This is a genomic window from Dictyoglomus sp. NZ13-RE01, assembly GCA_002878375.1.
In the GTDB taxonomy this organism is placed as follows: domain Bacteria; phylum Dictyoglomota; class Dictyoglomia; order Dictyoglomales; family Dictyoglomaceae; genus NZ13-RE01.
Map to the genome: position 1 here is coordinate 156056 of NIRF01000002.1, position 16819 is coordinate 172874.

The window sequence follows — 16819 nt, forward strand, 5'->3', positions numbered from 1 at the left end:
AAACTATATCCTTACTAATCTTTTTTCTTTTGAGGACTGATACCATGCATCTATAACCGTCATATCTTTAAGAGCCTCATATCCATCGGTTCTTGGACTCCTTTTATTTCTTATTGCATCTTCCATATCCTTTATCTCTAAAACATACTGATTTTCTCCATAAAAATTAAATAAAGTAAAGTTATTCTCTCTTTTTAATATCACCTTTCCATCATACTCCTGGTATAAAGTATCTAAAACGTATAAAATTCCTTTATCTCCTTTAATTTCAAAAGATACAGATAAAGATGTGTCATAACTTGCATCCATAAGAACTATAACACCATCATCAAACCTTGCCACAGCTCCTGCATTCTGTTCAACCTCATAGCCAAAGTATTCATTAATACCTGCTATCTCAACTATTTTATTATTTGGTCGCCAAAAATGTAGAGTATTGATCACATGAACTCCAATATCCATTATAGCTCCACCCCCTGAAAGACTTAGGTCATACCTCCACTTATCCCTTTCAACATTCACAAAAGAATAGCTTGCCTTTATAATCCCGATCCTTCCTACAATACCTTCCTCTAAAAGCCTTTTAGCTCCAACATTGTATGGGTTAAATCTTCCCATGTTTGCAACCCCTAAAACAACCCCATTTTCCTCACATGCTCTAATCATCTCCATAGCTTCCTTTGAATTTAAAGCAATAGGTTTTTCACAAAGTATGTGAATCTTTTTCTTAGCACAGGAGATAACTTGATCTTTATGCATACTATTAGGAGTTGCTATGTAAACAACATCCACATTCTCTAAATCCTCCACTTTTTCATAGATCTTTGCATTATACTTTTCTGCAAGATCCTTCACGTTTTCTGGGTGGGTTGTAACTATTGCAGTTAAAATTGCACCCTCTACCTGCTCTAAAGCAGGCAAAAACCTGTTTCTCGTTATTTTTCCTACCCCAACTACTCCCCATCTCATAACTTTCCCCTCCTTATATAAAAATCATCTGATAAATCAAAATCAGAACAATACTAATAACTGTTGAAAGCGATATATTATTAAAAAGAAATTTCTGCTCATTCTCATCCTTGACATACAAAGGAACTACATAGGGAGGTGGCAAAAGAAACATGATGAATACTGCATGAGTAAAGAGTTTATCTAATCCTAATTTACTAACAACTATGTATTTATTAAAAAGCATTGCAAAAATTACCATAAAAACATATCTTATAAAAACATATTTAGAGGAACTAAAATCAATATTTTTAAAATTCAGCTCATAGCCAATAATTATCCCAATCAAAGGAGCCGTTAATCCTCCAAGCATTTCCAAAACCTTAACAATAGATTCCCATAAAAAGTTTCCAGTAAAGACCTTTAAAAGACCCGTTTTATTAATAATAATGCCTAACAATATAGCCCAAATAACAGGAACTTTTAAAAAATAGTTAAAACTGTTTAATATGCTTGATTTCTTCTCCTCACTATACCTTAAAAGTAAAGTAACCATCACTAAAAAGACAAACATTACCTGTCCCAAATCTACAATAGCAAATTTTGCAATATTTTCCTTTCCAAAAAGGAAAGTGTATAAAGAATAACCCAACATTCCAGCCTCAAACCCACTCATAAGAAATGGAAAATAGAAGTATTTTATTTTAAAAAGCCCTCTTAATAAAAAACCTAAAAGTAATGCCAATAAACAAACAAGAAACATTGCCAAAACAATTAACATATATCTTGTTTCAAAATTTGTCCTTAAAAAGGCTAAAAAGAGCAATGAGGGTAAGAACAGGTTAACAATTAAAGATTTTATATCCTTAATAGTATCTTCTTTAACAAACTTTCTAACCTTGAGGGTATAACCTACTATGAAAAGAATTAATATAGGCAAAAAATTAACCAACGAGACCAACATATTTTTTCTCCCCTTATTTTTTATAGATACTGAATTTTAACCCCATAATAAATCTTATGTCAACATAAAGGAAAAATTTGCAAAAAGGGTAAAAAATTTGGTATAATTATACCGACCAGTCGGTATATGAGGTGAAATAAAAATGAGTAACACAAAAGAAAAAATTTTAAAATGTGCAGAAAGACTCTTTTCCTTAAACGGTTATGATGCAACAAGTGTGCAAGATATTTGCAAGGAAGTAGGTATAAGTAAAGGAGCCTTTTTTCATTATTTCCCCACTAAAGAATCCCTTTTTTTAGAAGTTCTTGATTTTTGGTTATCAGAACTTTATGAGAAACTTGAGGAAAAAAGAAAAGAAGAAAAAGAAGTTTTTCAAAGCATAATAAAGATGGGAGAAATTTTCAAGGATATATTTTCACAATCAGAGCAGAAGCTATTTTTATTTTTGGAATTTCTAAGAAGAAGCACAAAGGATGAAAGAATAATTAATGGTTTAAGAAACTACTATAGAAGGTATAAAGAATACTTTTCAAGCTTAATTGAGGAAGGAATTAATGAAGGAAGTATAAAAAAAATAGATCCAGATCTTCTCTCAAGAACCTTAATTTCCTTTGCTATTGGAACAATATTACAAGAGATCTTCTCCCCTGATGAGGACTGGGAAAAATTAAGCTTGGAGGGAATGAAATTGATTCTTTCAAGTATAAAAAAGGAGGTTGATTAGTTATGAAGGTTCTGATAACAGGAGCCTTTGGAAACATTGGAAGAAGTGCCATTGAAGAGATAATAAATCAGGGAGATGAGGTAAGATGCTTTGATATTAAAAATAAAAAGAATGAGAAAATATATAAAAGCTTAAAAAGGCTATATGATGGGAAAATAGAAGTCTATTGGGGAGATATAACAGATAAAGATAAGATAAAAGAAGCATTAAAAGGTATTGATGTTGTTGTACATCTTGCCTTCATCATTCCAAAACTTTCATCTACAGGAATAGAGTCTGAAAAGGCACCAGATATATCTTATAAAATAAATGTGGAAGGAACAAAAAATCTTGTTTCTGCAATGCAAGAACTTTCATCACCAAAGAAAATTATATTTACTTCTTCTGTTCACATTTATGGTTTAACACAACACTTAGAACCCCCTCTTACTGTAGAGACTCCCCCATCTCCCATAGAGCATTACTCACAGCATAAAATAAAATGTGAGGAAATAATTAAAAATTCTGGTTTGGATTATTGTATATACAGATTGTCAGCCTCTTTTCCAATAAATTTAAAGCTTGACATGGAAATGTTTGAAATATCTTTAAAAAACAGAATGGAATATGTACACACAAGAGATGTAGGACTTGCTATTGCAAAAGGAGTAAGAAGTGACAAAATTTGGGGGAAGATACTGCTAATTGGTGGCGGTCCAAGATGCCACTATTACTATGGCGAAATGGTCGAGAAAATTCTTGAAGGAATGGGGATTGGTATGCTTCCTGAAGAGGCTTTTTCTAATAAGCCATTCCCTACAGATTGGATGGATACAAGAGAAAGTCAAGAATTATTAGATTATCAAAGAAGAACTATAGAAGATTATGTAGAAGATCTTAAAAAAGCCTTAGGTTATAAAATATTCTTTATTAAGCTATTCAGTCCTGTTATCAGGTATGTACTCCTTAGAAAATCTCCATATTATAAAAGAAGATACATACCTATAAAAGAACTATTTAAAGTTTATAGAAAAGGGCTAAAACTAAATTAATCTATATGTTATAATAATAAAAAATAGTCTGATTAAGGTAACAAAATGCCATTAAAATACATATTTCTTGATGCGGGAGGAACAATAATATATCCCAATGTAGATCTTATTTGTGAATTTGCCAACAAATATGGGTATAACCTATCCCCTCAAGATATCTTAAAATCCTTCTATGAAACTATTTTTTACTATGATAATCTCTTTAGAAAAGATGGGGTAAAAGATAGCTCTGTATTTATTCATCTAATTCCCCTATTACTAAATAGGCTTGGAATAGATATAGAATTAGGCGTAAATATTCGAAAAAAGATGAGGGAAAAAGAAAATAATTTAATTTGGACTTATACTACATCAGAGGTCATCGAAGGGCTAAAACTATTAAAAGAAAATGGATTTAAACTTTCTGTTATTTCCAACTCCGATGGAACAGTAGAAGAACAAATTAAAAAGGCTGGATTAAGAAAATACTTTGAAAAAGTATATGACTCTGGAATAATTGGAATTGAGAAGCCAGATCCAAGAATATTTATATACGCTCTCAACGACCTAAACCTTAAACCTTCAGAAGTCATCTATGTAGGGGACATTATGATGATTGACGTTTTAGGAGCCAACAGAGCAAAGATTGGAGCTATTCATTTGGATCCTCTTAATTTATATCAATCCTTCCCAGGAATGCACCTAAAAAGCATTTATGAATTTTCACAAACAATATTGAATGATAAAATCTTAGAAGAAAATAAACTTTATCCTTATATGGAAAGGGAGGGGTAAATTTGGAATCAAAGGGATGGAATTGGGAAAAAATAAAAGATGAAAGATGGGACATACCATCAGAGGATGTTTACTATTTGGCTCATAGATGGAAAGAACAAGGCAAATTAAAATTTTTGGACTTAGGATGTGGAGTAGGAAGACATGCTCTATTCTTTCTAAAACAAGGATTTAAGGTGTATGCTTTTGATATTTCTGAGAGTGGTTTAAACATATTAAGAGAAAAAGCTGAGAGAGAAAATTTAGATATGAACATTGATCTGGGAGATATGCTCTTTCTTCCATATCCTTCTGACTTTTTTGATTCCATACTTGCCTATCATGTAATTTATCATACAAACAAAAAAGGAATCAAAAAAGTTATATCAGAGATATGGAGAGTACTAGGAGAAAACAGTGAAGTTTATTTAACCTTTAATTCAAAAGAAAGTCCCAGTTTTAAAAATCCAAAACATAAAAGAATAGATGAAAACACTTTAATAAAGATGAATGATGAAGAAGAAGGGATTCTCCACTACTATGTGGACGAGAACGAAGTGTTTGACCTTCTTAGAAAATTCAAAATTATAAAAATGAGATACATTAAGGAGATAATCCCTTCTTCCGGCTTTAAATACCACGTCTTAGCTCAAAAAGTACAGACGAGATTCATAGAGGAAGATTGACTACCTTTTTTCTTTCATAGGAAAGATAGGCCCCAATAGCAACTTCCATAGCTTTATAACCATCATATCCTGTTACCATAGGGTACTTCTTTTCTTTTATGCTATTTATGAAATGTTCTATTAAACCATAATCCATATTACTTCCCCAATTTTCATAGGTTATTCTGTTTCCAACATCGTTATAAAAAACAATATTTTGTGAAAAAACATCTAATGAAATAACTCCTTTGGTTCCAACTATTTCCATTATTACATCTCCCCATGTGGGAAAAACCTTTGGTCTTGACCAAGATGGATCTAAAGACACAAAACTCCCATTCTCCAATGTTAAAAGAAGTATACCACAATCATCAATTCCAAGTCCTGGATAAATTCTGGTATCTATTTCTGCATAAACACTTTGAAATTCTTTCCCTGTATACCATCTAATAAGATCAACTACATGAACTGTATGATCCATTATTGCCCCGCCACCTGCCTCATCTTTATTTATGAACCATCCACCAGGCATTTTACCATGATTACTTGCCCTAATTCCTATAATTTCCCCTATTGTGCCATTATCAATTATTTCCTTTACTCTTGAAGCAGGAGGAGCAAATCTAACAGGAAAGGCTGTCATTAAAAAAATATTATTCTTTTCAGCACTTTGAAGCATTTTCTTTCCATCCTCAATTGAGATGGAAAGCGGCTTTTCACAAAGAACATGCACGCCATTTTCACTTGCCTTTATTGTTAGAGGAGCATGGTTTTTATTTGAGGAGCAAATTATAACTCCATCAATATTCTTCAATAGATCTTCATAATTTTCATAAAAAGTTGTACCATAATTCTTTGCAATATTAAAACCTCTTTCTTTATCTTCGTCATAAATACCAACTAATTTGGCATCCGGATTCTTTAACACACAATTTATATAACTATAAGCATGCATATGGGCAGAACTTGCCATTCCTATCCTAACCATATTTTTTACCCCCTTTCAAGGAAATAACTTTTTCTTTCTCTATGGACTCAATAGCTTTTATGGATATCTCCATTGCTTTATACGCATCAAAAACATTAACGATAGGTTCTCTATTATTAACAATGCAGTCAACAAAATGAGCAATCTCTTTTGTATATGGATCTTCACGTAATGGACTCTCTGGATAGGCTACCTTACCTTCCTTTTCCTCAAGAAACTTTAAGCTTAGCTGAATAGGATTACTCTTTCTACTATCAAATTCCAACATACCCTTTTCCCCTGTAATTTCATATCCCATAAAAAATCCGGTAGGGTGAGACCAACTACCCTCAACATGAGTAATCACTCCTGATTCATGTCTTAAAACACATAAAAAATAATCTATATTTTTCTGTCCTCTTGGTGATGAACCTTTTGCATAAATTCTTTCAACATCTCCAAAAGTCCATCTTGCAAAATCAAAATCATGAATAACTAAATCTAAAGGAACTCCTCCGCTCATTTCAAAATTAGCATACCAATTTCTTCTACCTATTGGGAAAGGGCCACATCTTCTTAAGTTTGCCACTCCTACCTTACCTAAAGTCCCATTCATAATTAAAGAGTTTGCCATCTCATATTGTGGGAAAAATCTTAAAACATGTCCAACAAAAAATTTTCTATCTGTTTTTTCCAAAGCATTTAAGATCTCTTCACCTTCTCTAAGAGTTCTTGCCAACGGTTTTTCACATATTACATGTTTTCCTTCTCTTAAAGAAAAAATACTTAAATCTTTGTGATAAGGAGTAGGATAACATATATCAACCAAATCCACATTTTTATCTCTAATGAGTTCTAAAGGGTCTCTATATATTTTTATATCGGGGAAATTCAAGGATTCTGTTTCTTCACATATCGCAACCACTTGGGTTTCTGGAATACTTTTATAAGCATTGAAATGGACTCTCCCCATGGTTCCAAACCCTATAATGCCAACTCTAAGCATTATGTCACCTCCGGGTTAGTTAACTATCTTGACTAATTATACAACATTACTTCCTATTATGCCAATAAAAACAAATCTAATATGGGATAAAAAGGATTATAACTGAGTGCATAAAAAGTATCACCCCCCTCCCCCCTTCTTAGTACTTAAGTTCTCCATAACCAGCCTTAAAATGTTTGGTAGATAAATCATCAGATGGTCCAAGAGCCCATACAATCTTTAAAGTACCAGTCTTTGGGAACTCTTTATCATACTTATCTCCAGTTACTAACTTTCTTCTAAACTCTATTGTAGTGTAATTTCCGGACTCAACTCCTGCATACTCTAAAATGTCATCTTTTCCACCTAACTTCACATCTGGAACATGATCTACATGTTTTGCAGGTGCCCAATAATCTACTACCTTTACTTCTTTATCCTTAACATAACCTAAAATATAATCTGCCTCTCCTGCCTTAACACCAGGATTTATTCCAAGAGCTATCCAACCTTTTGTCAAAGCAGTAATGAGAATGTAAACCCCATCATCAATAATGCTCCAAAATATTTTATACTCTCCATTTGAAAATGAAGCATAATTTTTGTACTCATTAGGAGAAAGTATGCCATCAATCTTAGGTTTTGACTGTCCAAAAGAAAATCCAATTAGAGATATCCCTACTAATAAGAGAATTAATAGTTTTTTCATCTTTTCAAACCTCCTTTTTAAAATTATTTTCAATTCAAATTATACCAAAAAGGTATAAATTTTGTATTAAATTTTTTTAAAAGTAGAGGGACAGAATTTGACACCCTCAAAGGTTACAATAATCTTAGAAAGAAAAAGAAAGGAGTGATTACATGAAAAAATTTTTACATTTAACAATTTTCATACTTTCAATTTTAAGTTTAACCTTTGCACAGGAGACTTATGATTTCAGAAAAGTAACCTGGGGAATGACAAAAGCAGATGTTTTAAAAGCAGAAAAGAAAACTCCAATTTTTGAAGACGAAAATGATTTAATCTTTGAAGAAACACTGTTAAACAGGAATTTCTCATGTCTCTACGTATTCCAAGAAGATAAGCTCTACAGTGCAGGATATATATTAACAGATAAGTATGAAGATTATTCTGATTATGTTGATCTTTATATTGAATTAAAAGACTTATTAAGTGAAAAATATGGAAAACCAATTATAAGCAAAGATCCTGAAATCTTCCCCATAGGAAATTTCAACTATTCTACATCATGGTTCACTCCAAGAAGTGTCATAATGCTTTCTCTAAGTAGAAAATCTGGAGAATATACTCTTATGATTGCCTATATAGATGTAAACTTTGTCAAAAAAGAAATAGATAAATCCTCAGAGGAGAAAAACAAAGATAAAACAAAATTATAATGATATTCGTCATTGTTTATAGCAAAAAAATTTGATAAACTCTTGTTTAGAAAAATACTTGATTAAGATGGGGGAGAAAATGAGAATAAAACTAACTTATGAATCTTTAAATGGAAAGATTATTCTTCCCAACCACTATAATTATTATCTTCAAAGCTTAATATACCAAACGTTCTCACCTGACCTTGCTGGAAAACTCCACGAAGAAGGTTTCCTATTAGGGAAAAGACCTTTCAAGCTTTTTACCTTCTCAAGAATATTAGAAAAGGGAAAGCCATCAAAAGATAAGAAATTCTTAATTTTCGATAGTAGAATAACCTTTTATTTTTCTTCTCCAAAGGAAGAAATTGTTGAAAATCTTGCAGAAAGATCCATAAGAGAAAGAGAATTTCATTTACTAAACAACAAGATATACTTAGCTCAAATAGAGATAGTAACCTTGCCAAGAATCGAAGAAAAGATTGTTATAAAAGCTCTCTCCCCCATCACAGTTTATAGCACCATAAAGAAAGAGAACAATGAAACCCTCATTCACTACTATAAACCAATAGAAGAAGACTTTTCCAAGCTCATTGAGAAAAATGCCAAGAAAAAATACAAGCTAATATACCAAAAGGAACCTCCAGAAGATTCCTATCTACATATTAAGCCATTAAAGTTTTCTGTGAGCGAAAATCTTAAAATAATCCTATTTAAAAATACTCCCATTGAGGGTTATACAGGAATATATGAGATTTCAGGAACTCGCGAATTAATCCTATCTACCTATGAGGCAGGACTTGGCAACAAAAATTCTGAGGGCTTTGGTATGTGGGAAATTTGGAAAAAGAAAGAAAAGGAGGTGAGAGAATGCTTAAGGAAATAAAGGAGATTGGCGAAACCTACAGAAAAAGCATAGGAGAAAATTTTGTGCAAACCTTAGTTAAAAAGGATAAGCTAAAGAAAAATAAAATGATTATTGTAGTCGATTTTAATCTTGAGGACAAAATTGCTAATATTGATTTCGTAGAATTAAATGAAGAAAGATTTGAAAAATATTTGTGGGTGGGTAATCGTGGGGGGAATAATCCTCAAGACAGGCTTACTTCTGACTCTGTAAGCTACCTATTCTTTGAGTCTCCAAAGAATCTCTATAAAGGTTTAAAAGAAGGAGACCTTAAAAACAAACTTAAGGCTATTCTTGATGAGTTTTTTGTAACAGATAAATTAGGAGACGAAGAAATAACATATTTAGACCTTAGCAAGCTAAATCCTTTCAAGAAATGGAAAGAAGAAATAGATAATGAAATAGCAAAGATAAGGGAAACTGCTTCTAAAGAAACAGATAAAAAGAAAAAGATAAAAAAGTTTAAAAATAGTTATGAAAAACTACTTCTAAACTTCATAGAAAAGGCAAATGTAATTAAAGGAGAGGATATATCCCTTTATAGTTTTACTATAGATGGGAAAAAACCTTCTGAAATAAAAGAATATATAGAGTATTTGGAACAAAAAATCATTGAGGAAAGATTTGAAAATAGTATAGAAGGCGAATGTTTTGTATGTGGAAAAAGAGATGAATTAACTTCTGATACAGCAGAGATTCCTGCAAAGTTTTATATAACTAACTTAGTAACATTTTCTTCAGGACTTGAAGGAGAACCAACCAAAAAAGTAAAAATAAAAGGATTTACTAAAAATTTCTCTATTTGTAGAGATTGTTACAAAGATATCATCTCAGGAATAAGTTATATGAACAACTACCTCAATGTTTACCTGGCAGATAACACTGCTTGGATAATACCTGGACTATTCTTTAATCCAATAAGTGAAAGGTTAACCTTAAATTGGATAAAATTTTCCAAAAACTTTACAAAGTCTATTTTTACTTTGGATGACTTTATAGAATACAAAGAGAAAATTGAAAAGGAAATGGAGGACTATATAAAAAACGAAAATATTACTGATTATTCTTATGTTGATATACTCTTTTACGATGAACCACCTGGAAGGAATGAATTTAAAATTAGAAAGTATATCAGAGAAATCCCGCTTCCAAGAGTTAAACATCTAACAAAAATAATGTCTGAAGTACAAGAAATAGGAAATGAACTCCTTGGAGAAGATAAAAATTGGTTCATTTCTTTAGACAAGATATATAGATTAGTTCCTGTTAGAAAAGGAGAATCCCAAGAATATAAAAAGATATTGGATCTATATGAGGATATTTTATTAGGATATAAATTGGACAAAGAATTTCTTATTAATTCCTTCATGACCTTAGCCAAAATATATATCTATGAACGTACTGATTACAATGTTAAACCCAGAAACAACAATGATTTTAATCTCACAAGAGATATCCTCGCTACAAATCTACTTATAAAACTTCTTGAGAAACTAAACCTTATAGAAGGAGGTGAATTTATGAATTCTCTTCATGAAGTTTTGGACAAGGACATGGCAAACTACATAGAAAAGATGGGATTTACCAATGAAGAAACCGCCCTATTCTTACTCGGATACCTTATAGGGGAAATTGGAGCAGAACAAATAAAAGGAGCAGAAGATTACAATGCTAAAAAGCCAATACTAAACAAAATCAACTTCAACGGAATGTCTCCAAAAAATCTTTTAAACCTTGCTAACGATGTATTCGATAAATTGGACCAATACAGGATAAGAGGGTACAATGAGAAAATATATGCAGTAATGAAAAGCCTTCTTGATGCCCATATAAAGAATTGGAGTCTCTCAGATACTGAAAATGTTTACTATATTCTTTCTGGTTACTCTTATTCAACCTATAAAAGAATAACTTCAGTAAGAGGAAAGGAGGAGAATTAAATGAGCATATATTCCAAAAATTCTGAGATTTTATTCCTTTATGATGCCAAAATGACAAATCCTAATGGTGATCCAGATGATGAGAACAAACCAAGAATGGATTATGAAAAAGAAGTAAATCTTGTTAGTGATGTAAGATTAAAAAGATATGTTAGGGACTATTTAGAAAGTATAGGATATGAAATATTTGTGGCAAAGGTAGATGGTGAAATTGTCAAAGCCACAGAAAGACTGAAAAGATTTTTTGAAAAAGAAAACAAAAAGGTTGATCTGAATAAGCTAACAAAGGAAGACATAAACTTTTTACTTTCAAAATTAATAGATGTTAGACTTTTTGGGGCAACAATGCCAATCGAAGGAGAAAAAAAGGAACGAGGAGCAAGCTATAATCTTACAGGACCTGTACAGTTTACATGGGGATATTCTTTAAATAAGGTAGAACTTGTCAGATCAAGCTCCATTACTTCTACATTTGCTGGAAAAAAAGAAGAATTTGGTACCTTTGGGAAGGATTGGCGACTATACTACTCACTAATTGCTTTTTATGGGATAGTAAGTGGATACAGAGCCCAATACACAAATCTTTCTGAAGATGACGTAAAGCTTTTGGATAAGGCAATGATTGAAGGAATAAACCTAATGGCATCCACAAGAAGTAAAGTAGGACAAAAACCAAGATTTTTATTAAGGGTGGAGTATAAAGACAAGAATACGTTCTTAGGGGACATGAGAGGGAAAATTATATTGGATAAAGTAGATGGCTTAAGAGATATATCGGATTACGAGGTTGATATGAATAAATTAAAAGCATTTTTGGAGTCCAACAAAGAAAAAATTGAAAAAATCTATATTTTTGAAGACGATGAACTAAAAGTAAAAGGTGGTCCATTTAAAGAACAGTTAAAGGCTACTTTCTCTGATAAAGTAGTGAGCATTCAATAAAGCTGGTGATCTTTATGAAGGTCTTAGTATTTGATCTTATTGGCAAAATGGCGCACTTTAGGAAGTACTATACAAACTCTTCTTCCCTCTCCTACTATTTTCCTCCAAGAACAACTACCATAGGGCTTATTGCAGGGATAATAGGAAGAGAAAGGGATCAATACTATGAGGACTTCTCCGAAGACAAAACAGGAATTGCCATTTCCATAAAAACAAATCTAAGAAAAAAGATAAACACTGTAAACTATATAAAAGCAGAAAATAAGAATGAATTGAACTTAAGTAGGAAAGAACACACCCAAGTACCATTAGAATTAATCTTGCCAGACGAATACGATAAAGAATTAATCTACAGAATATTCTTCTACCACAGAGATCAAAACGTATTTGATGAGGTAGTAGAGAATGTTAAAAATGAAAAGGTAAAATTTCCTCCATACTTAGGAATAAGTGAATGCATAGGCAACATAAAATTTATATATTATGGAGATGTAAAAGAAGAAGAGAAAGAAAATCCAGAAATAAACTCCATAGTAAGTGTAGATTTTATAAGTAGGAATAATTGCACTATAGAGCCTTATGAAGGTGCATTATATGTGAAGGAATTAATGCCTTTCTCCTTTGACTCCAACAGAATGCCTAAAAACTCACCAAGAGAGTACATAGCAGAAATAAAGAAGGGAAAGATAAAAATCAGGGGAAAAATAAAAGTTAAGGTTATTGAAGAGCTAAACGAAAATTTTCTATTCATGGAGGAATAAGATGGAATTTTATTCCCATTTAGATCCTAAGACCTTACTTATAGATCATCTAAGAGAGGTGGCAGAAAGAGCCCAAAATTATTTCTATTTCAATAGCAAAGAAGATCTTAATAAAATCGCATATCTGTTGGGACTAACTCATGACTTTGGGAAATATACAACATATTTTCAGGACAGACTACATGGAAGGAAGGATCCTGGGAAATTGGCTGACCATGGGTTTATCTCCTCTCTCTATACAGCATACACATTATCAAAGGCAAAAGAAAAATTAAATATTGGGGAGGAATTAAAAGAATTCCTCCCCCTTATTTCCTCCTTTGTTGTATATCATCACCACTTAGATCTAACAGACCTTGATAATTTTGATGCTCACTTAGAAGAGGATTACTTGGAAAAAGTTAAAGCGCAAATTGAAAATATGAAGGAAAACCGTCAAGATATAGAAAAAGATTTGGTAGAACTTGGATTACCAACTATTGAAGAATTTGAGCAAAACCTAAACAAAATAGTTGATGAAATTAAACGTCTACTTTATAAATACAAAAACCCCTTGCTCGAGAAGGAAAAAGAAAAAATATCTATCCTAACCCTGGCTCTTTTTTCCGCCCTTATTGATGCTGATAAAAAGTCTGCTGGAAAAGTAAAAGAAATAGATAGAAAGTCAATTCCTGAAAATATAGTAGAAATCCATAAAAGCAGGAAATTTAAAAATAGTAATGATGAGATAAACAAATTAAGGGAAGAAATCTTTGAAAACATAACTAAAAAAGTAGAAAGCTTAGATATAGAAAATAAAAAAATATTTAGTCTTACTGCCCCAACAGGCTCTGGAAAAACCCTTACCGGTTTTGCCTTCGCAGTAAAACTAAGAAAGAAAATAGAAGAAAAGTATAACTATACACCAAGAATTATATACTCCCTACCATTTATATCTATAATAGATCAGAATTACAAGATACTCTACGAAGTACTATCTAACATAGAAAACTTTGAAGGAAATAGTTCCACATATATAATAGGGCATCATCACTTATCAAACATAGAATATGAAGAAGGCAATGAATTTGAAGAAGTAGAAAAAGCACTTTCTCTCATAGAATCATGGGAATCGGAGGTAATAGTTACCACTTTTGTACAACTCCTTCATTCAGTTATCGGATTTAAAAATAAATTTCTAAAAAAGTACCATAACATTGCAAGAAGTATTATCATCCTTGATGAGGCACAAAATGTACCTGCAGAATATTGGGAACTTATAAGAAGAGTATTTAAGTTAATGACACAATATCTGAATTGCTACATAATACTTATGACTGCAACAAGACCACTAATCTTCCATGAAAATGAAATAGAAGAAATATTAGATCAAAAGGAAAAATATTTTAGAAGTCTAAGCAGAGTAATATTAAAACCAAGGTTAGAAGAAAGAAAAATACCAGATTTCCTAACCCTCTTTGAAGAAATCTATAAACCAGGCAAATCCTACCTAATAGTAACGAACACTATCAACTCCTCTATTGATATATACAAACTTTTAAAAGAGAAATTTAAAAACCTTTATTATTTATCTGCAAACCTAATCTCAAAACACAAATTAGAAAGGATAAATGATATCAAGAGTAAATTGGAAAATGGTGAAAAAGTTATACTTGTTTCAACTCAGGTAGTTGAGGCAGGAGTTGACCTGGACTTTGATATAACCATTAGAGATCTTGGACCTTTAGATTCCATTGTTCAAGTGGCAGGAAGATGCAATAGAAATCTTAAGAAGGGGAAAAACTCTGGAGAAGTTTATGTTCTGAATCTAAAGGACGAGAAAAATAGAAGCTTATCTACCTATGTTTATTCCCAAATTTTACCAAGTATATCCAAAACAATACTTGAAGAGATAAACGAAATTGAAGAAGCAAAATTTTTGGAACTTGTAGATCAATATTTTAAAAGAATAAGAGAAATAAAGTCCTTTGAAGATTCAGAAAAAATATTTCAGGCTTTGCTTGATTTGAGATTCTTCTCAAAAAATGAGTCTTCTGTAAGCTCCTTTAACGTTATACAGGAAAAAGGAACTATTTATCCTGTATTTATAGAATGGGATGAAGATGCAAAAAACACATGGAAAAAGTATAAAGAAATAATAGAGATGGAAGGAGAAATCTGGGAGAAGAAAAAACGCTTATTAGAAATTAAAAGGCAGTTTGAGGATTACATAGTAAATGTAAGAGTACAAGGAAGTATTAATGAAATATTCGGTATGATTTTTGAAAAAGGTTTAGGATATGTACCCCATGAAAAAGTACAAGACTTTTATGATGAAGAAACAGGATTTAAAAAAGATCTTAAAAATGTTTCCGCATTAATACTATGAGAAGTATTAATGGAACACTTATTGCAAGTTACTATGCCTGTAAAAGAGAGCTCTGGTTTATGGCCCATGAAATCATACCAGATCAAGACAACTCATTTTTAGAATTAGGTAGATTCAATGAGGAAACCTTTTATGAAAGAGAAGAAAAAGGGCTTATTGTTGGAGACCTGAAGATTGACCTAATTAAAAAAGGAAGAGATACATTGGTTGTAGGAGAAATAAAGAAGTCATCAAGGTCTGAAAAAACTGGGATTATGCAACTTTACTATTATCTACTTTATTTAAAAGAAAGAGGTGTTGAGGCAAAAGGGGAAGTACTAATTCCAAAGGAAAAGAAAAAGATAGCTATTGAGCTTACTCCAGAAATAGAGGAAGAATTAAAAGAAGCTATAAAAGAAATAGAAAAAATAATCGATATGGAAACACCTCCTCCTAAGGAAAAAATAAAATATTGTATACCTTGTGCGTATAGGGAGTTTTGTTGGGCATGAGCGAAAGTATATATGTGTTTTCAAGCGGTGAGATAAAACGAAAACAAAATACCATTTACTTTGAGGACAAAGATGGAAATAAAAAATATTTGCCTATAGAAAATATAAGGGAGATACATTTTTTAGGAGAAATCACATTAAATAAAGATTTTTTAGAATACATTACTCAAAAGGAAATAATACTCCATTTTTACAATTACTATGGATATTATGTTGGCAGTTACTATCCCAGAGAACATTACAACAGTGGATACATGATATTAAAGCAAGCAGAACATTATTTAGACAATAGTAAAAGATTGGCTTTAGCTAAAAAATTTGTCGAAGGTGCTTACAAGAACATACTAAAAGTCCTCAACTATTACCATAAGAGGGAAACAAATCTTGAGACACACATCAAAAAAATTATGAGTTTATCTGAAAAAATAAATATGTGCGAGAGAATTGATGAGCTAATGGCTATTGAAGGGAATATAAGGGAAACTTATTATGATGCCTTTAACGAAATAATAGAAAATGAGGACTTCAAATTTGATACAAGAACAAAAAGACCTCCAGAAAATATGATAAATACTTTGATTAGCTTTGGAAATTCTCTTATCTATACCTATATACTCTCAGAAATTTACAAAACTCATCTTGATCCAAGAATTGGCTTTCTTCATACTACAAACTTTAGAAGATTCTCTTTGAATTTAGATATAGCAGAAATATTCAAACCCATAATTGTAGATAGAGTAATCTTTAATATTGTAAATAAAAACATGATATCAAAAAAGGATTTTGAAGAAAAATTAGGAGGATTATATTTAAAAGATTCTGGAAGAAAAATATTTATAGATAAAATAGAGGAAAAACTAAAAACCACAGTAGAGTATAAAAAAATAGGAAAAAGTATATCCTATAGAAGGCTTATAAGACTTGAGCTGTATAAACTTGAGAAACACTTGATAGGAGAAGAGGAATATGAACCTTTGGTAGCAGAATGGTAGA

17 protein-coding genes are annotated in these 16819 nt (G+C 31.5%); 12 read left to right on the plus strand and 5 right to left on the minus strand.

The features are described 5' to 3' along the window. Positions 1–3: 3 nt before the first annotated feature. Together CBR30_03355 and CBR30_03360 are read right to left on the minus strand one after the other, a co-directional pair. Positions 4–969, minus strand: a complete 966-nt coding sequence (locus tag CBR30_03355) for a glucose-fructose oxidoreductase (GenBank protein ID PMQ02038.1) — start codon at positions 967–969, stop codon at positions 4–6. 13 nt (positions 970–982) lie between these two features. Then, on the minus strand, positions 983–1912 hold the full coding sequence (locus CBR30_03360) for a hypothetical protein (GenBank protein PMQ02039.1): 930 nt from the start codon (positions 1910–1912) through the stop codon (positions 983–985). Between the two features lie 136 nt (positions 1913–2048). On the opposite strand from CBR30_03360, the gene CBR30_03365 reads away from it, so the two are divergent. The 4 genes from CBR30_03365 to CBR30_03380 are packed head-to-tail and all read left to right on the plus strand — an operon-like array spanning position 2049 to position 5106. Then, complete coding sequence (locus CBR30_03365; protein PMQ02040.1) at positions 2049–2636, plus strand: TetR family transcriptional regulator; 588 nt, start codon at positions 2049–2051, stop codon at positions 2634–2636. A gap of 2 nt (positions 2637–2638) precedes the next feature. Then, on the plus strand, positions 2639–3667 hold the full coding sequence (locus tag CBR30_03370; GenBank protein PMQ02041.1) for a 3-beta hydroxysteroid dehydrogenase: 1029 nt from the start codon (positions 2639–2641) through the stop codon (positions 3665–3667). A gap of 45 nt (positions 3668–3712) precedes the next feature. After that, a complete protein-coding gene (locus CBR30_03375; GenBank protein ID PMQ02042.1) occupies positions 3713–4441 on the plus strand; it encodes a hypothetical protein in 729 nt (242 codons plus the stop codon). A 2-nt stretch (positions 4442–4443) separates the two neighbouring features. Further along, positions 4444–5106, plus strand: coding sequence for an SAM-dependent methyltransferase (locus CBR30_03380; GenBank protein ID PMQ02043.1), 663 nt, complete (start codon positions 4444–4446; stop codon positions 5104–5106). On the opposite strand, the gene CBR30_03385 is transcribed toward CBR30_03380, so the two are convergent. The 3 genes from CBR30_03385 to CBR30_03395 all read right to left on the minus strand — a co-directional run bounded on the left by CBR30_03385 (position 5090) and on the right by CBR30_03395 (position 7746). Next, positions 5090–6073 carry a dehydrogenase gene (locus CBR30_03385; protein ID PMQ02044.1) on the minus strand — a complete coding sequence of 328 codons (984 nt, stop codon included), beginning with the start codon at positions 6071–6073 and terminating at the stop codon, positions 5090–5092. The genes CBR30_03380 and CBR30_03385 overlap by 17 nt on opposite strands. Next, positions 6066–7058 (minus strand): dehydrogenase, encoded by a 993-nt coding sequence (locus CBR30_03390; protein PMQ02045.1) that lies wholly within the window; start codon positions 7056–7058, stop codon positions 6066–6068. The genes CBR30_03385 and CBR30_03390 overlap by 8 nt, the downstream gene beginning before the upstream one ends. A gap of 139 nt (positions 7059–7197) precedes the next feature. Next, entirely contained in the window at positions 7198–7746 is a 549-nt protein-coding gene (locus CBR30_03395) for a dopamine beta hydroxylase (GenBank protein ID PMQ02046.1), read from the minus strand. Positions 7747–7898: 152 nt separating this feature from the next. Here CBR30_03395 and CBR30_03400 point away from each other — a divergent pair, with 152 nt between their 5' ends. From CBR30_03400 to CBR30_03435, 8 genes are all read left to right on the plus strand, one after another. Beyond that, positions 7899–8438 carry a hypothetical protein gene (locus CBR30_03400; GenBank protein PMQ02047.1) on the plus strand — a complete coding sequence of 180 codons (540 nt, stop codon included), beginning with the start codon at positions 7899–7901 and terminating at the stop codon, positions 8436–8438. 79 nt (positions 8439–8517) lie between these two features. After that, the gene (gene cas6 / locus CBR30_03405) at positions 8518–9303 is read left to right on the plus strand and encodes a CRISPR-associated endoribonuclease Cas6 (protein ID PMQ02048.1); all 786 of its coding nucleotides are present in this window, start codon (positions 8518–8520) and stop codon (positions 9301–9303) included. After that, entirely contained in the window at positions 9288–11264 is a 1977-nt protein-coding gene (locus CBR30_03410; protein PMQ02049.1) for a hypothetical protein, read from the plus strand. Before cas6 ends, CBR30_03410 begins: the two co-directional genes overlap by 16 nt. Further along, positions 11265–12206, plus strand: coding sequence for a type I-B CRISPR-associated protein Cas7/Csh2 (cas7b, locus tag CBR30_03415; protein ID PMQ02050.1), 942 nt, complete (start codon positions 11265–11267; stop codon positions 12204–12206). It begins immediately after the preceding gene. A 14-nt stretch (positions 12207–12220) separates the two neighbouring features. Next, positions 12221–12967 carry a type I-B CRISPR-associated protein Cas5 gene (gene cas5b, locus CBR30_03420; protein PMQ02051.1) on the plus strand — a complete coding sequence of 249 codons (747 nt, stop codon included), beginning with the start codon at positions 12221–12223 and terminating at the stop codon, positions 12965–12967. Position 12968: 1 nt separating this feature from the next. Beyond that, positions 12969–15335, plus strand: a complete 2367-nt coding sequence (locus CBR30_03425) for a CRISPR-associated helicase/endonuclease Cas3 (protein ID PMQ02052.1) — start codon at positions 12969–12971, stop codon at positions 15333–15335. After that, positions 15332–15826, plus strand: a complete 495-nt coding sequence (gene cas4 / locus CBR30_03430; GenBank protein PMQ02053.1) for a CRISPR-associated protein Cas4 — start codon at positions 15332–15334, stop codon at positions 15824–15826. Before CBR30_03425 ends, cas4 begins: the two co-directional genes overlap by 4 nt. After that, positions 15823–16818 carry a subtype I-B CRISPR-associated endonuclease Cas1 gene (locus CBR30_03435; protein PMQ02054.1) on the plus strand — a complete coding sequence of 332 codons (996 nt, stop codon included), beginning with the start codon at positions 15823–15825 and terminating at the stop codon, positions 16816–16818. Before cas4 ends, CBR30_03435 begins: the two co-directional genes overlap by 4 nt. Position 16819 lies beyond the last annotated feature (1 nt).

Bases quoted from the DNA above. Each gene is read 5' to 3' on its own strand.
- CBR30_03370 (PMQ02041.1), top strand. From the start codon at position 2,639: ATGAAGGTTCTGATAACAGGAGCCTTTGGAAACATTGGAAGAAGTGCC.
- cas7b (PMQ02050.1), top strand. From the start codon at position 11,265: ATGAGCATATATTCCAAAAATTCTGAGATTTTATTCCTTTATGATGCC.
- CBR30_03360 (PMQ02039.1), bottom strand. From the start codon at position 1,912: ATGTTGGTCTCGTTGGTTAATTTTTTGCCTATATTAATTCTTTTCATA.
- CBR30_03410 (PMQ02049.1), top strand. From the start codon at position 9,288: ATGCTTAAGGAAATAAAGGAGATTGGCGAAACCTACAGAAAAAGCATA.
- cas6 (PMQ02048.1), top strand. From the start codon at position 8,518: ATGAGAATAAAACTAACTTATGAATCTTTAAATGGAAAGATTATTCTT.
- CBR30_03400 (PMQ02047.1), top strand. From the start codon at position 7,899: ATGAAAAAATTTTTACATTTAACAATTTTCATACTTTCAATTTTAAGT.
- CBR30_03395 (PMQ02046.1), bottom strand. From the start codon at position 7,746: ATGAAAAAACTATTAATTCTCTTATTAGTAGGGATATCTCTAATTGGA.
- CBR30_03355 (PMQ02038.1), bottom strand. From the start codon at position 969: ATGAGATGGGGAGTAGTTGGGGTAGGAAAAATAACGAGAAACAGGTTT.
- CBR30_03385 (PMQ02044.1), bottom strand. From the start codon at position 6,073: ATGGTTAGGATAGGAATGGCAAGTTCTGCCCATATGCATGCTTATAGT.
- cas5b (PMQ02051.1), top strand. From the start codon at position 12,221: ATGAAGGTCTTAGTATTTGATCTTATTGGCAAAATGGCGCACTTTAGG.
- CBR30_03425 (PMQ02052.1), top strand. From the start codon at position 12,969: ATGGAATTTTATTCCCATTTAGATCCTAAGACCTTACTTATAGATCAT.
- CBR30_03435 (PMQ02054.1), top strand. From the start codon at position 15,823: ATGAGCGAAAGTATATATGTGTTTTCAAGCGGTGAGATAAAACGAAAA.
- CBR30_03375 (PMQ02042.1), top strand. From the start codon at position 3,713: ATGCCATTAAAATACATATTTCTTGATGCGGGAGGAACAATAATATAT.
- cas4 (PMQ02053.1), top strand. From the start codon at position 15,332: ATGAGAAGTATTAATGGAACACTTATTGCAAGTTACTATGCCTGTAAA.
- CBR30_03390 (PMQ02045.1), bottom strand. From the start codon at position 7,058: ATGCTTAGAGTTGGCATTATAGGGTTTGGAACCATGGGGAGAGTCCAT.